Raw genomic sequence first — 14039 nt, forward strand, 5'->3', positions numbered from 1 at the left:
ACCATTATTGTCCGGGACTCAGTCCCGCTTGCGCTCGCTTTCCACCGTCAGCGCGAGGCTGCCGGCGCGCGGATCGTTCGCCGTCTGGCAATAGCGGACCCCATCCTCCACCGACACCCGGCAACCGACGAAGCTGACGCGTCCGGGAATGGATTGCGGACGGGCCGCCTGGATCTGGCTGGCGGTGGACTTGTCCTCCAGACCTGCGGGAAGGGCAACCGACAGCAGTGCCGCCGGGCCGGCCGCCGGGCCGTCGTCGCCGTTGGCGGTGCCGACCCCGGCGAACAGGGTGCGGCCGATGATGGAGTTGGCGATGAGAGCCGGCGCGCCGAATCCGCCGCGGTCCACGCCCTGGGCAACCAGCATGCCGGTGCCGGGGATGCCGCGGCCGGTGCCGAAGGGTGCCCCCTGGGTGAAGGCGCAGGCCGCGCCGTTCTCGTCGGGATCGATCACCATCACGCCGGCCCCGGCGGCAGTCGCGCCTTTGCCGGTGGCGCCCAGCAACTGGGCGGCGCGGGTGGCGCGCTCGGCCGGAGGAAGGGCGGCAACCGATTTCCAGGCCTGGACCAGGGCGGCACCGGCCTCGGGCTCGCTCAGGTCGGGAACATGCAGGTCGGAAATGTCGAAGGGCACGGTCAGCGTGCCGCCGACGCGCGGCTGGTAGGCCCGCAGCTGCGCCGGGTCGATGCCGGTGCCCTGGGCCACCGTCGCGGCGAGCGGGCCGTTGTAGAAGGCGCCCACCCCCTGACGTCGCAAGACCGACAGGGTCGCCGCCAATTCCGGCTGGCCGACCACGGCGCCAACCGCCGGAGTGCCGCCGCCGAGGAAGCGCCGCCTCGTCTCCGAGTCGGGCCCCAGCCGCCCGCCGAAGGTGCCCAGGTCCTGCACCAGGGCGCGGCTGAGGCCGGGGGAGAACTGGGCCAGCTGTTCGGCCGGAGAGACGACCTGCTCCCACCGCATCACGCCGGCGGCGGCCTGGACGGCAAAGAGGCCGCGCGCCATCGCCGGCATGGCGACACCACCGGCACCGGCCGGGCGCGGCAGGAAATCGATGGTGCGGGCCTTCTTCGACGCGGCATCGAACAGCACGCAGACGCCGCCGCCGGTCAGCCCGACGCGCGACGGCAGGCTGGCGGTCATCGCCAGAGCCATCGCCGCGACCGCGTCGCCGGCCTTGCCGCCCTGGGCGATGACGTCGCGACCCACGCCGGCGGCATAGGGTTCGTCGGCGACGACGAAGCTCTGCACCGTGGCATCGGTCTTGAACTTGGTGTTGACGCAGCCCGACAGCAGTGATGCAGCTATGGCAACCGCGCCCAACCGTTGCCAGATTTGCAGGCGAGTGTGTCGCGGGCTCCGCCGGTCGTGCGCGGGGGTCCGCTGTTCCAAGCCGGAGGTCGTCACGGTGCGCAAGCCCAGCAGGCTGGTTTCGGTCGTCGCCATCATGTCCGTATGTCTGATGTCGCTGGTGTGGGGAGCGCCACCGGCGAGCGCGCAGCGCCGCTCGGAGATGCAAATCCTCAGCGACGCCGAGACGGACCATATCATCCGCAAGATGGCCCGGCCAATCTTCCAGGCGGCCGGCATCGACCCGGACTCGGTGCAGATTCTGTTGATCAACGATCCGACGGTGAACGCCTTCGTCGCCGGCGGACAGAACATCTTCATCCACACAGGGCTGCTGCTGGACGTCGACAACGCCGACCAGCTGCTGGGCGTCATCGCCCACGAAACCGGCCACATCTCCGGCGGTCATCTGGTCCGCGGGGCCGAGGCGATGGACAATGCCTTCCTCGCCTCGCTGCTCGGCATGGGTCTCGGCATCGCCGGCGGTCTGGCCTCGCGCAATGCCGGCGCCGGTGCGGCCGGCGTCATGCTGGGCCAGCATCTGGCGGAGCGGAACTACCTGTCCTTCTCCCGCACGCAGGAGGCCTCGGCCGATCAGGCCGGCCTGTCCTTCCTGGAACAGTCGGGCATCTCCGCCAGGGGAATGGAGACCTTCCTGGAGAAGCTGGGCGTCAACGACCCGCTGATGAACGACCGCGACGCCGGCTATCGCCTGACCCACCCGCTGACGCGCGAGCGCATCGACGCGGTGAAGGCCTTCGTCGCCCGCTCCCGCTACAGCAATGCCCAGCTGCCGTCGGCGACGGAGGCCGACCTGCGGCGCGTCCAGGCCAAACTTTACGGCTATCTCGACCCGCGCGGCGCCCTGGTCCGCTACAAGGTGAACGATCCGTCGCCGGCCGCCCGCTACGGCCGCGCCTATGCCTATTTCCGCCAGGGCGACGTCAAGCAGGCGACGCCGCTGGTTGACGGGCTGATCGCCGACGAACCGAAGAACCCCTATCTCTACGAGATGAAGGGCGACCTGATGTTGCAGACCGGCCGGGCACCGGATGCGGTGGCCCCCTATCGGAAGGCGGTGGAGATGGCCGGTTCCGATGCCGGAACGATCCGCGTCTCCCTCGCCCACGCCCTGCTGGAGCAGCATGACCCACGCCTGGCCGACGAGGCGCTGAAGAATCTGCAGATCGCCTCCAAGGGCAAGGCGCAGTCGGCCTTCCTGTGGCGGCTGACCGCCCAGGCCTGGAGCATGAAGAAGAACGACGGCATGGTCGCCTACGCCACGGCGGAGGAGGCGCTGGCGCGCGGCGACATGCCGATGGCCAAGGCCCAGGCGGAGCGGGCGGAAAAGATGCTGCCTGCCGGATCGCCCGGCTGGCTGCGCGCCCAGGACATCCGCGGCCAGACCGGCGGCGCCGACAAGCCGGAGCGCTGACGGGATCGTCGGCGACGCGCGGGTCATATGACCAAAGCGTCCTTCCGGTAACGCAACGGTCACTGAACCGTCCCGGCCACGTCATCGCCGCTTGCTATTCCGCGGACATCGAGCGCGCCTGAGTGAAACAGGGCGCGCGGTTCCGTCCACGGAGTATACCGCATGCCGTCAGTCCGCCTGCCGTCCTGGCGCCTCCCCTCCTGGCGTGGCGCCCTGCTCGCCACCGTCGCCCTGATGTCCGCCAGCCTGACCGTTGCCGCCGCCCAGGCGCAGGACCAGCTGGCCAAGCGCTATCCCGCCACGCTCGCCGGCCATGCGGTGCTGCCGGCCGACACGCTGGTGCAGGCGCCGGCCGATGCCGGCCCGCTGTTCGCCACCGCCGGCAAGTTCACCAATGCCGACCGCAAGCGCGTCGACGCCGTGGGCACCATCCGCGCCACCTCCTTCGCCGCCGACCCCAAGGCCCCGCGCGAGACGGAGATCATGCTGCCGGTCGCCGGCCAGGCGGTGCAGGGCTTCTCCGCCGTCGTGCCGCAGCCCAATGGCGAGTTCCTGGCCCTGACCGACAACGGCTTCGGCAGCAAGGTGAACTCGGTCGATGCCCTGCTGATGGTCCACCGGGTCAAGCCGGACTGGCAGAGCGGCGCCACGCAGCGGCTGGAAACGACCTTCCTGCGCGATCCCGACCGCAAGGTCCCCTTCGCCATCGTCAACGAGAACACCACCAGCCGTTACCTGACCGGCGCCGATTTCGATCCCGAATCGCTGGTGGTCCAGAACGACCGCCTGTTCATCGGCGACGAGTTCGGCCCTTATATCCTGGAGCTGAGCCGGGACGGCGTGGTGATCGCGGTCCATGAGACGGTGATCGACGGCAAGCCGGCCCGCTCGCCCGACCATTACCGCAACAACGGCCTGCCGGCGGTGCCGGGCACCGTCAGCTTCGAGGTCCGCCGCTCCCGCGGGTTCGAGCCGATGGGCGTGTCGCCGGACGGCAAGACGCTGTACCCGTCGCTGGAAGGTCCGTTGTGGAACGCCGCCGCCAATGCTTTCGAGAACAAGGACGGCCGCGCGTACACCCGCATCCTGGAATTCGACGTCGCCAGCCGCACGTACACCGGCAAGTCGTGGAAGTACAGGCTGGAGGACAACGCGAATGTCGTTGCCGACATGGCGATGATCGACGCCGGCAGCGCCTTGGTGATCGAGCGCGACGATACGACCGAAGGGGCGAAGACCCAGGCCTGCCAGGGCGAGATCAAGCCGGACTGCTTCAACGCGCCGGCCGCCTTCAAGCGCATCTACAAGATCGACATCGCCGGGGCGGATGCCGAGGGCTTCGTCCGCAAGGTCGGCTACATCGACCTGACCGACATTGCCGACCCCGACCACAAGGCCCGCGCCGGCCAGGCCCCGGAAGGCCGCTTCGTCATGCCCCATCTCGGGCCTGAGGGGGTGAACATCGTCGATGGCGACCACATCGTCGTCGTCAACGACAACAACCTGCCCTACTCCACCGGCCGGACCATCGGCAAGGCCGACGGCGACGAGATGGCTCTGCTGTCGGTGGGCGAACTGCTGCGCGCCCGCTGACGGCCGATGGGTGGCGGGTGACGGCCGATGGGTGATGGCCGCTCGCTGAAACGTGAGGTCCGGGCAGGCGTTTTGCGCTTGTCCGGACCGGATTGTCGGTCCAGTGTGGGCGGCCTTCGGCCCAATGTCCTTCGTGTTTCGGAGACCGCCCCCCATGCGCCGCCTTATGCGCCCCGCCCTGCCGTTTCTGCGTTCCGCCCTGCTCGCCCTGCCCGTCGCGGCGCTGGCGCTGTCCGCCGCCGCCCCGGCCCATGCGCAATCGGCGAGCTTCGACGGCAACCAGAAGGCTGCCATCGAGAAGATCGTCCGTGACTATCTGATGGAGCATCCGGAGGTGATCCTACAGGCCGTCGACGCCATGCAGGAGCGCCAGAAGACCGCGGAGGCCGAACAGGCCCGCAAGGCGCTGACCGAGAACAAGCAGGAGCTGCTCCGCAACCCCGCCGATCCGGTCATCGGCAACCCGCAGGGCGACGTTACGGTCGTCGAGTTCTTCGATTACCAGTGCGGCTACTGCAAGGCGGTGCAGGCCGACACCCAGTCGCTGATCAAGGGCGATTCCAAGCTGCGCTTCGTGCTGAAGGAATTCCCGATCCTGGGGCCGGCGTCCCTGGTCGCCTCCAAGGCGGCGCTCGCCTCCCGTGGGCAGGGCAAATATGTCGAATTCCACAATGCCCTGATGGCCCAGCGCGGCCAGCTGGACGAGGCGGTCATCATGCGGCTGGCCAAGTCGGTCGGCCTCGACACCGACCGGCTGAAGAAGGACATGGAATCGCCGGACGTGCTGAAGGTGATCGCCGCCAATCAGGCGCTTGCCGAGAAGCTGAACATCCGCGGCACCCCCGCCTTCGTCTTCGGTGACGAGCTGGTGCCGGGCGCCATCAAGCTGGACGACATGAAGCGGCTGACCGACGCCGCCCGCGCCAAGGGTTGAGGCGGATCGTTCAATGACCGGAATGACCGAGCGGGCCAAGCCGTCCGTCGTCGTCTTCGACGTCGGGCAGGTGCTGATCGAATGGGACCCGCGGCATCTCTACCGCGAGCTGTTCGACGGCTACGAAGACCTGATGGAGGATTTCCTCGACGGGGTCTGCACCCCCGCCTGGAACCTGGAGCAGGACCGCGGCCGCCCCTGGAAGGACGCGGTCGCCCTGCTGACCGAGGAACATCCGGACTGCGCCGAGCTGATCCGCGCCTATGACGACATGTGGGAGCGCATGGTGCCCGGCCCGATCCCCGGCACTCCGGACATTCTGGCGGAGTTGAAGGCCCGCGGTGTCCCCGTCTACGCCATCACCAACTTCTCGGTCGAGAAGTTCGAACTGACGCGCAAGCGCTTCGACTTCCTGAACGGCTTCGACGGGATCATCGTTTCGGGTGCGGAACGGCTGGTGAAGCCCGATCCGGCGATCTATCGGCTGCTGACGGATCGTTACGGCCTCGATCCGAAGGAGTGCTATTTCATCGACGACAACCCCGACAATGTCGAGGCGGCGAAGTCGGTGGGAATGTCGGCGCACCTGTTCCTGGGTGCCGAGGCATTGCGGCGCGATCTGGATGCGCTGGGGCTGCTGTAACGCGGCCCCCTACTCCGCTGCCGCCTCGCGGTCGGTGGCGGAGTTGAAGGCGTAGGTCTTCCAGGTCGGCTCATAGCCGTCGTCGGCCTGATTGCCCCAGACCGACCAGTTGGGCCGGGCGCCGCGGGCGAACATCTCCAGATAGGGGCCGGGGCTGCAGGACTCGATCAGTTCATACTGCTCGTCGGGCTTGCGGCTGTGCTCTCGCTTGCGGCTTTCGATCAGATTGACTTGTGTGCGGCCGGGCGGCAGCGTCCGGGCCTTCTTGCCGCGCACGCCGAACAGGATCAGTTCGGTCACGTTGCGGAAGTAGAAGCCGACGCCGCGCCCGTCCGACCCGCCATCCTTGCGCACCTTGTGCCAGATCAGGTTGGTCTTGTATTCGAACCCCCAGCTGCGCATCACCTGCAAGCCTTCCGGCAGCAGGGCGTTGGGGACCCAGAGATAGAGATGCGCGGTCGGGGCCGCGATGTCGGCGACCGGCAGGGCGCAGATGTCCTCCACCGTCATGGTGCCGTAACGCGACAGGCGGCGGTGCTCCGGCGCCATCTTGCCGGTGCGGTTGACGAAGCGCCAGGGCGGGTCCGCCATCACGGTGGCGAAGCGCCGGTCACCGGCGAAGGCCACCAGATCCTGCGCCGGATCCGATGCCGTCTCCACCGTCTTGCTGTCGCCCATCGCTGCCTCGAAATCCTGAACAAATGCGGTACCGGAAGGGGTGCAAACTCGCACGGGGGGACTGCGCCGTCAATCCGGTCTGAACCGCGGAGCCGATGCTGTCACAGCCGCCGGCACCGCGGTCCCGTCACTCCTCCTCGCCGGCCTCCGCCATGGCGCGCAGGGCGGCACGCTCGGCGACGTTGACGATCAGCCCCTGGGTGTCCACCCCCACGGCCCGCAGCTTGGCCAGGGCCCGCGACAGGGTTTCCGGCTGCATGCCCAGGCGGCGGGCGATCAACGCCTTGTCGAAGGGAAGCTGGAACTGCGCCGGCCCGTCGCCCTGCGGGCAGACGCGCATCAGGAAGGCGGCGACCCGCTGCGGCGCCGGCTGGACCTGGAGCTGTTCGATCTGCGTCACCAGATGGCGCAGCCGGACCGACAGCGAGCCCAGCATGCCGAAGGCGATGCGATCATCCTCGCGCAGGCAGCGGGCGAATCCGTCGGCGGTCAGGGTCATCACGCGGGCGTCGGTCACCGCCTCCGCACAGACCGGGAATTTGCCGTCGGCGAACATGGCGGCCTCGGCGAAGCTTTCCGCCGGGCCGATGACATGCACCACCGCCTCTGTCCCGTCGCGGGTCAGGCGGTACAGCTTCACCCAGCCGTCGAGCAGGACGAAGAAACGGTCGGCCGTCTCGTCCTGCAGGAACAGGGTGGTGCCACGCGACACCGGCCGCACGATGGCGACGCCGCCGAGCAGCGACACCGCACGGTCGCTCAGCTTGGCGAACAGCGGGATCGCGCGCAGTGCGGCGGCGTCTTCCGCCGACAGGTTCGAATGGTTGACGGTCATGGCAGCTTCCCCTCTCCGCTTGCCGACGGAATTGGTGTTGGTGGGGCCATTGGTGTCGCCATCAATGTCGATGAGGCCGCCGACCCGGTGCCACGCAGCAGCATCCAGCCATTGACGACGATGCCGGTGACGTCCGAGATCATCGCCGGCACCGATCCCACCAGACTGTTGTGCACGAACCAACAGGGCAAAGCCACCAGCATGGTGCCGCGGAAGCGCGCAACCTGTGTTTGGTAGCGGGCGAGGCTGATCAGCGCCATTCCCGCCGCGGCGAAGGCCGAGGGCAGGCCGGACCAGGTGAGGGCCATCACCGCGGCAATCACCGGCAGAATCAGCAGATAGGCGATGCGGAAGGCCGGCCGGCCGCCAATCGCCAGCGCCGCCACCACCTGAAGCGCCGCCAGCCCGTTCAGCGCCGCCGCCGTCGGAGAGCCCACCATGGCGAAATGCAGGGCGAAACACAGGCAGGGCACCAGTTGCACCAGCAGCATGCCGGTGCGGCTGCGAAAAAAGGGCCAGAGCATGCCGCCGAGCGTGCCGCAAAATCCCACCAACTGCGCCAGGGACCATCCGCCGCCCTCAGCGCCCGGGAGCAGGACGGTCAGCAACTCGTTCATGCCGAATCGCGCCTTCGACAGCTTGGGGCAGCAGGAAAGAGACCAGCAAGCCAGCCTGGACAGGCCGGCTGATTCACCCGCGCCGGCCGCCCCGGAGGGCGGCGCCAAAAAAGCAGACGGGAGGAAACAGAAAAGAGCGGAGAAGACACAGGCAACGAACAGCCGGGCCGAACTGGAGCCACGGCCGGATCACTCACGAGCCAGGACCGCAAAAGCAGCAGAATAAAAGACAGGAACGCACGGCGCGCCCCCGAAGGGAGGCACCGTGCGCTGAAAGTCCGGACTCTCACCGGGAAGCCCGGAGCCAAGGCGGCTCGGGGCTTCGTCAGGCTTTTCAGCCAAGCGGAGCCAGCCGATGCGGCGTGCGTCCGGAGAGGACGAACGCCGTTACGACCGAGGCCCGGATATTCCGGAGCCTTACAGGTACTCGACCTTGCCCGCTTCCGGACCCTTCTGGCCCTGGCGAACGGTGACGCGCACCTGATCGCCCTCCTGGAGGGTCTGCATGCCCGAACGGCGCAGCACGTTGACGTGGACGAAGACGTCCTTGCCACCGGTGCTGGGCGTGATGAAGCCAAAGCCCTTATCGGCATTGAACCACTTCACGGTGCCGTCGACTTCTTCGCCACCGGTGCTGCCGCCGGCATCGTAGCCGCCGCGGTCATAGCCGCCACGGTCGAAGCCACCGGTCGTCCGCGGACGGGCCGAACGCTGAGCGGTCGACGTATCGACCGTGTGGATGGAGGCAACCTGCGGACCCTTCGGCCCACGGGCCAGGTCGCAGGTGATGGTGGTGCCTTCGTCCAGCGCGTCGTAGCCGGCGGCCTGAACCGCAGAGACGTGCAGGAAGGCATCGGGCGAACCGTCCTCAGGCGACACGAAGCCGAACCCCTTGGTGGGGTTAAACCACTTCACGGTGGCGGTGACGTTGGACTTGGTGATCTCGGGAGCGCGGAAGCCCTGGCGGGGCGGGCGGTCGAACATGTGTCTTCAAGCTCATAGAGTGTGCCGAAAGTCTGTTGTCACAGGTATCCGATCCCAGGTCAAGCCTTCCAAAGGAAAGATGACCGAATCGCCGTTAATTGCCTCACCCCAGGCTTACGCTTCCCCACCCGCCGGCTCGCCGGCCGGGCAAAAGCAGCACCGAAGTGCCGCTCCACCCCCATCCCCGGCACCCCAGTACCGCGACCGGCGGTGCGACTCGGACGGTTTATGCACGCCCCCCGTGCGCCGCCGGATCAGCCGGCCGACTGCTTCAATGTGGGATAGTCGGTGTAGCCGTGGCGGTCGCCGCCATAGAAGGTCTTCTGGTCCGGTTCGGCCAGCGGGGCGTCGATGCGCAGCCGCTCCACCAGATCGGGGTTGGAGATGAAGGGCCGGCCGAAGGCGATCATGTCGGCATGACCGTTCGCCGTCGCCTGGATCGCCATGGCGCGGTCATAGACGTTATTGGCCATGTAGCGGCCGGTATAGAGCCCGCGCAGTTCGGCGAGATCGCCGCTGAATCCGGGATGCGGGCCGCGGGTCACGCCCTCGATCATGTGCAGATAGGCCAGACCGTAGCCGTTCAGACGGCGGATCACCGGGCTGAAGGTGCCGACCGGGTCGCTTTCCTGGGCGTCGTTGGCCGGGCTCAACGGCGACAGACGGATGCCGACGCGGTCGGCCCCGGCCTCCGCCACCACGGCGTCCAGCACCTCGAACAGGAAACGGGCGCGATTCTCGACGGAACCGCCATAGGCGTCGGTGCGCTTGTTGGTACCGTCGCGCAGGAACTGGTCGATCAGATAGCCGTTGGCGGCATGCACCTCCACCATGTCGAAGCCGGCGGCCAGCGCATTGCGGGTGGCACGGCGGTAATCCTCGACGATCCCCGGCAGTTCCGACACATCGAGCGCCCGCGGGGTCGGGATGTCCTTGAAGCCGTCGACGGTGAAGGCCTTCATCTCCGGCTTGACCGCCGACGGTGCCACCGGCAGGGCGCCGCCCGGCTGCAGGTCGGGGTGAGAGATGCGGCCGACATGCCAGAGTTGCAGGCAGATGTGTCCGCCCTTCGCATGGACGGCGTCGGTCACCAGCTTCCAGCCCGCCACCTGTTCGGCGCTGTGGATGCCGGGGGTGTAGGCATAGCCCTTGCCCTGCGGCGAGATCTGGGTCGCCTCCGCGACGATCAGGCCGGCGGTGGCGCGCTGGGCGTAATATTCGGCGTTCATCGCGGTCGGCACGCCGGTGGCGTTGTCGGTGCGGCTGCGGGTCAGCGGCGCCATGGCGATGCGGTTGGGCAGGGTGTAGCGCCCGATCGTCACCGGCTGGAACAGGGGGGCCGCGTCCTGGCTGTCCGTCATGTCCGATCCATTCTGTATGTTTTGGAAACTGGACAGGAAAGTGTGGCGCGCCATCGGCCTCCGGCAAGGCTCCGCTGCACCGCAGAAACCGGAAGGGCGGCATGGCTGCCATACCGGGTCGGAGACTTCTGCGGGACCTTTCGGGCTCCCCAGCGGTTATTCCCGGCAGATTCCCTCAACAAGAAACGGAACCGCCGATGCAGCATCCCTGGCCCGACCGCCTCTGGATCGTCCGCCACGGCGAAAGCGCCGGGAACGTCGCCCGCGACGCCGCGCACGCCGCCGGACTCAGCCGGATCGACATCGCCGAGCGCGACGTGGACGTTCCGCTCAGCCCGCTGGGCGAGCGGCAGTCCGACGCGCTCGGCCGCTGGTTCGCCGCCATGCCGGCGGTGGAGCGGCCGGACGTGGTGCTGACCTCGCCCTACCGGCGGGCGATGCGCACGGCGGAACGGCTGCACCAGTCGGGCGGAATGCCGGTCCACCCCAACGACTTCGTCGTCGACGAGCGGCTGCGCGAGAAGGAGTTCGGCGTGCTCGACCGGCTGACCACCGCCGGCATCCGCCAGGAATTTCCCGAGCAAGCCGAGTTCCGCCGCCTGCTCGGCAAGTTCTATCACCGGCCGCCGGGGGGCGAGAGCTGGTGCGACGTGATCCTGCGGCTGCGCAGCGCGCTCGACACCGTCAGCCTGCATCACGGTGGCCGGCGGGTGCTGATCGTCGGGCACCAGGTGGTGGTGCTGTGCCTGCGCTACCTGTTGGAGAACCTGACGGAGGAGGAGATCCTGGCCATCGACGCGGCCGGCGACGTCGCCAACTGTTCCGTCACCGAATACCGATTCGACGCCCAAGCGGGCCCTCGCGGCGGACTGCTGCTGCACCGCTACAACTTCGTCGCTCCGCTGGAGGAGGCCGGCGCCCCGGTCACTGCCGAGCCGGACGCCGCCATCGCCGCCCGCTAAGCCGCCATCCACCACTTGCCACCCGCCGAGGAGGAGCGATTGGACGCCCCAGCCGAGGAAATCCCCGTCACCACCGAGCTTTTGCGTGGCATGCCCCTGCCCCAGCCGGACGGTCACGGCGACAAGGAAACCCGCGGCCGGGTGCTGGTGGTTGCCGGCAGCGTTCCGGTTCCGGGTGGTGCCTTGCTCGCCGGGATCGGTGTGCTGCGGGCGGGAGCCGGCAAGTTGCAGATCGCCACCGCAGCCAGCATCGCGCCCCATCTGGGACTCGCCCTGCCGGAGGCGCTGGTCGCCGGGCTGCCCGAGACCGCCGACGGCGAAATCGCCCCCGATTCGGCCGGGGCGCTGTCCGAGCGGGCCTCGCGCTGCGACACGGTGCTGATCGGTCCCGGCATGATGAACGAGGCGGCGGTCGCCGACCTGACCGCAGAACTGCTGACCCGGCTTGAGGCGGGCGAGGACGGGCCATGCTTCGTGCTGGATGCCGGAGCGCTGGCCGGGTTGCGCCGGAACGCGGCGGCTTTGCACCGTCATGAGGGCCGCGTGGTGATCACCCCCCATGCCGGCGAGATGGCCGGGCTGCTCGGCTGTTCCCGCGACCGTGTGGATGCCGATCCGCTCGGCTGCGCGAGGCAGGCGGCGGACCAGTTGAAGGCGGTGGTGGCGTTGAAGGGAAGCTGCACCCGCATCGTCGCCCCGGACGGCCGCGCCTGGGCCTACCGCGGCGGTACGGTGGGGCTGGCGACCTCCGGATCCGGCGACACGCTGGCCGGGATCGTCACCGGCCTGCTGGCCCGCGGCGCCAGCCCGGAACAGGCCGCAATCTGGGGTGTCTACCTGCATGGCGAGGCAGGCAACCGTCTGACCCGCCGCATCGGCCCGCTGGGCTTCCTCGCCCGCGAACTGCTGGCGGAGATCCCGGCGGTGATGGTGGCGCTGGCGAGCGACTCGGACGGCCGCTGATCCTTACCGCACCGGGGCGCCGACGCTGGCCGGGGCTGGGGCTGGGGCCGGCGGCAGGGCCGGGGTGGCCGGGGGCGTCATGCTGCGGCGCGGTTGCGACGGCGCGACGTCGGCCGATAGGGCCGCATCGCGGTCGCGGCAGCGGTCGACCACCTTCTGGCCGCAGGCGACGAAGCCCAGATCCTTGTTCAGGCAGACCCGCACCTCCGACACGTCGCGGCGGGAGCAGATGACCGCCACCCCTTCCGCCGTCAGGCCGGGATTGGCGTCGAGGAACAGTCGTTCCACCTGGGTCGCCGGCACGGTCGGGCCGGGCGTCCTGATCGTCTCGGGGATCGCCACCTTGGCCGCGGCGGCGCGCAGCTTGGCGAAATAGTCGGTCGCGGTCAGGCCGGAGCAGGTGCCGTGCTTGCGCCATTCATGCATCATCAGCCCGACGCTCGGCATAACCGGCATGGTCTGGTCCACCACCGCCTTGGGCAGGTTGCGGTCGCGGGTGCAGGTGGCGGGATAGCTGCCGTCATTGTACTGCGGCCACAGGCCATGGACGACGAAGCCGTATTTCCGGTCGCCGCACTGGTCGGGATCGGGGCCGTTCTTGTCGCGGGCGCAGTAGGTCGGCGTCCAGGACAGCGACAGGATGTAGTAATCGAAGGTCCCCGGTTCCGCCCGCCTCTGCGCCCAGGAGGGGCTTGCGGTGAACAGTCCGGCAACCAGAACGGACAGGATGGCGGCGGCGGCGCTTCGCATGACGGTCTTCCCCCAGATCTATGCTTCCCTGCGTTGCATACCATGGAAGGATGTTTCTGTCGCGGGGTCTCGACACCGGCATCACCCGGCCAAATCTCACTGTGCCGAACGTTTGCGCGTTCCGTCCCGGCAGAGGGTATAGTGACCGGCATGTTCACCCTGTCCGCCCCGATTCTGCTGCGCGCCTATGCCGCCGGCATCTTCCCGATGGCCGAAAGCGCCGAATCGCGGGAGCTTCACTGGTTCGATCCGGAACGCCGCGGCATCCTGCCGCTGGACGGCTTCCATGTGGCGCGCAGCCTGCGCAAGACGCTGCGGCGCTGTCCGTTCGACCTACGCTTCGACAGCGCCTTCCGCGCGGTGATCGAGGGTTGCGCCGAAGCGACGGAAGAGCGGCCGAAGACCTGGATCAACGACGACATCGTCCGCCTTTACGGCGATCTGTTCGATGCCGGCTTCGCCCACAGCGTGGAATGCTGGCGCGACGGCCGGCTGGTCGGCGGGCTGTACGGGGTGGCGATCGGCGGCGCCTATTTCGGCGAGAGCATGTTCAGCCGCGAGACCGGGGCCAGCAAGGTGGCGCTGGTCCATCTGGTCGCCCGGCTGCGCGCCGCCGGCTTCGCCCTGCTCGACACCCAGTTCGTGACCGAGCATCTCAGCCGCTTCGGCGCCGTCGAAATCCCGCGCAACGAGTACCGCCGCCGCCTTGCCGCGGCGATGGAGCGCAAGACCGACTTCCGCGGCGTCGACCAGCAGGCGGCGCTGGCCGAGCTGCTGGAGTCGGCCGCAATGCCCCCCGGCTGACGGATTATCCCGCCGCCGGGGGTTATGCCCGGAAGCGCCGCCCCGTCGCCCCGCTCTACCACCCCCGATCCGTTGTGCGTCGCAACGGCGGCAGCCATCCTCCGCGCATCCACCGCAATGGCTGGAAGGCGCC

General features: G+C 68.7%; 14 protein-coding genes. 7 read left to right on the plus strand and 7 right to left on the minus strand.

The genetic code is table 11. The features are described from left to right. Positions 1-18 precede the first annotated feature (18 nt). The gene (locus ABNQ39_RS09350; protein ID WP_376957090.1) at positions 19-1446 is read right to left on the minus strand and encodes a gamma-glutamyltransferase; all 1428 of its coding nucleotides are present in this window, start codon (positions 1444-1446) and stop codon (positions 19-21) included. Here ABNQ39_RS09350 and ABNQ39_RS09355 point away from each other — a divergent pair. From ABNQ39_RS09355 to ABNQ39_RS09370, 4 genes are all read left to right on the plus strand, one after another. After that, positions 1445-2782: a M48 family metalloprotease gene (locus tag ABNQ39_RS09355; protein WP_376957093.1), complete on the plus strand. Its 1338-nt coding sequence runs from the start codon at positions 1445-1447 to the stop codon at positions 2780-2782. The genes ABNQ39_RS09350 and ABNQ39_RS09355 overlap by 2 nt on opposite strands. A gap of 162 nt (positions 2783-2944) precedes the next feature. After that, positions 2945-4375: an esterase-like activity of phytase family protein gene (locus ABNQ39_RS09360; RefSeq protein WP_376957095.1), complete on the plus strand. Its 1431-nt coding sequence runs from the start codon at positions 2945-2947 to the stop codon at positions 4373-4375. A gap of 154 nt (positions 4376-4529) precedes the next feature. Further along, positions 4530-5309, plus strand: coding sequence for a DsbA family protein (locus ABNQ39_RS09365; RefSeq protein ID WP_376957098.1), 780 nt, complete (start codon positions 4530-4532; stop codon positions 5307-5309). 13 nt (positions 5310-5322) lie between these two features. After that, positions 5323-5952 carry an HAD family hydrolase gene (locus ABNQ39_RS09370; protein WP_376957101.1) on the plus strand — a complete coding sequence of 210 codons (630 nt, stop codon included), beginning with the start codon at positions 5323-5325 and terminating at the stop codon, positions 5950-5952. Between the two features lie 9 nt (positions 5953-5961). Here the strand turns inward: ABNQ39_RS09370 and ABNQ39_RS09375 are convergent, their stop codons facing one another. The 5 genes from ABNQ39_RS09375 to ABNQ39_RS09395 form a co-directional block, all read right to left on the minus strand. Continuing rightward, on the minus strand, positions 5962-6630 hold the full coding sequence (locus tag ABNQ39_RS09375; protein ID WP_376957104.1) for an MT-A70 family methyltransferase: 669 nt from the start codon (positions 6628-6630) through the stop codon (positions 5962-5964). A gap of 127 nt (positions 6631-6757) precedes the next feature. Beyond that, a complete protein-coding gene (locus ABNQ39_RS09380) occupies positions 6758-7465 on the minus strand; it encodes a Crp/Fnr family transcriptional regulator (RefSeq protein ID WP_376957107.1) in 708 nt (235 codons plus the stop codon). Then, complete coding sequence (locus tag ABNQ39_RS09385; protein WP_376957110.1) at positions 7462-8082, minus strand: YgjV family protein; 621 nt, start codon at positions 8080-8082, stop codon at positions 7462-7464. The genes ABNQ39_RS09380 and ABNQ39_RS09385 overlap by 4 nt, the downstream gene beginning before the upstream one ends. Before the next feature lie 417 nt (positions 8083-8499). Next, complete coding sequence (locus ABNQ39_RS09390) at positions 8500-9066, minus strand: cold-shock protein (RefSeq protein WP_098739171.1); 567 nt, start codon at positions 9064-9066, stop codon at positions 8500-8502. Positions 9067-9320: 254 nt separating this feature from the next. Continuing rightward, on the minus strand, positions 9321-10427 hold the full coding sequence (locus tag ABNQ39_RS09395) for an alkene reductase (RefSeq protein WP_376957114.1): 1107 nt from the start codon (positions 10425-10427) through the stop codon (positions 9321-9323). 197 nt (positions 10428-10624) lie between these two features. On the opposite strand from ABNQ39_RS09395, the gene ABNQ39_RS09400 reads away from it, so the two are divergent. Then, the gene (locus tag ABNQ39_RS09400) at positions 10625-11389 is read left to right on the plus strand and encodes a histidine phosphatase family protein (protein ID WP_174470874.1); all 765 of its coding nucleotides are present in this window, start codon (positions 10625-10627) and stop codon (positions 11387-11389) included. A 39-nt stretch (positions 11390-11428) separates the two neighbouring features. Further along, positions 11429-12352 (plus strand): NAD(P)H-hydrate dehydratase, encoded by a 924-nt coding sequence (locus tag ABNQ39_RS09405; RefSeq protein WP_376957118.1) that lies wholly within the window; start codon positions 11429-11431, stop codon positions 12350-12352. 3 nt (positions 12353-12355) lie between these two features. Here ABNQ39_RS09405 and ABNQ39_RS09410 read toward each other — a convergent pair whose 3' ends face one another. Further along, positions 12356-13102 carry a ribonuclease T2 family protein gene (locus tag ABNQ39_RS09410; protein ID WP_376957121.1) on the minus strand — a complete coding sequence of 249 codons (747 nt, stop codon included), beginning with the start codon at positions 13100-13102 and terminating at the stop codon, positions 12356-12358. A 150-nt stretch (positions 13103-13252) separates the two neighbouring features. On the opposite strand from ABNQ39_RS09410, the gene aat reads away from it, so the two are divergent. Then, positions 13253-13906: a leucyl/phenylalanyl-tRNA--protein transferase gene (gene aat / locus ABNQ39_RS09415; RefSeq protein ID WP_376959774.1), complete on the plus strand. Its 654-nt coding sequence runs from the start codon at positions 13253-13255 to the stop codon at positions 13904-13906. Positions 13907-14039 lie beyond the last annotated feature (133 nt).

Source organism: Azospirillum sp. A26 (assembly GCF_042604635.1).
In the GTDB taxonomy this organism is placed as follows: Bacteria; Pseudomonadota; Alphaproteobacteria; order Azospirillales; family Azospirillaceae; genus Azospirillum; species Azospirillum palustre.